Annotated in this window: 1 pseudogene; it reads right to left on the bottom strand. The window is 34.0% G+C overall.

The window, feature by feature from the left end:
- Nucleotides 1–518 precede the first annotated feature (518 nt).
- Nucleotides 519–949, bottom strand: a pseudogene (locus HMPREF9073_RS16430) (hypothetical protein); the annotation flags it as partial.

The following is a 949-nucleotide window of genomic DNA, read 5'->3' as shown; positions in this document are numbered from 1 at the left end:
TAAATTTTAACACATTTTGATAAACACAAGTGATTTTTTTTATATATAAGTTCCATCTTTGAAAGCATTGTATAAACAGTTTCTTTTATAATCTCAAACTCAGAAATGTTATATAGCAATGAATCATTAATTAACAGTAATTATTTAACAATCAGTAAAATATTTTTAAGGCCCCACAAAGCCAGCGAGGGGCAGCTGGGTATGTGAAACACGAATTTTCACGAACTTGGGAGTGTAAAAAACTCTTTGCCGAAATTGGGAGTGCATAAAAGTCTTTATTTCCACGAATTTGGGAGTGTGTAAAACTTTCGAAATTGGGAGTGCATAAAAGTCTTTATTTCCACGAATTTGGGAGTGTGTAAAACTTTATTTTATATTATCTCACGAATTTTCACCTGACGGGGAATTATAAAAGTCTCCCACTGATTGCACGGATTGTGGCGCAAATGCAATTGTAAAATCAGTGTTTGTTATATCAAACTGATGTTATTTCTCAATTTTTGTCGTTTTCTTAGGAACTAATACCTAAATTCCTCCCAACCATATTGCCAATATTTAGGATTAGGACTAAAATCTCCATCTCCTAAATCAAAATCTCCAGAGCAGGGAATACGATATTCTCCCCAAGAGGCTACCGAAGTTTTTTTAGTGGTATAACTTGTCCAAGTACCAAAAAATTGGTAATTTCTACTTCCATCACTCTGAATAAATAGTTCAGTATATACAGGTTTTTTATTTATTGCCTTGTACCAAAGAACAAGCATTTCTCCCTTAAAAACACCTGTAGCTGTAAGATTCTCATCTTCTTTTAGCGTATATGAAAAAGTAGAAAAGCCTTCTGCTTCTCCCTTTTTTAGAGGTTCATCCCCATCAAAAGCGGGTGCTGTAAGTCTGTAATGAGACTGCAAAGTGAACGTTCCTTTGAAAGTCCGTTTGTTTTTGTTCATCA

The organism is Capnocytophaga sp. oral taxon 326 str. F0382 (assembly GCF_000318295.1).
Classification (GTDB): domain Bacteria; phylum Bacteroidota; class Bacteroidia; order Flavobacteriales; family Flavobacteriaceae; genus Capnocytophaga; species Capnocytophaga periodontitidis.
Note: the sequence above shows the minus strand (reverse complement) of the source record. Positions and strands in the feature narration are given on the sequence as shown.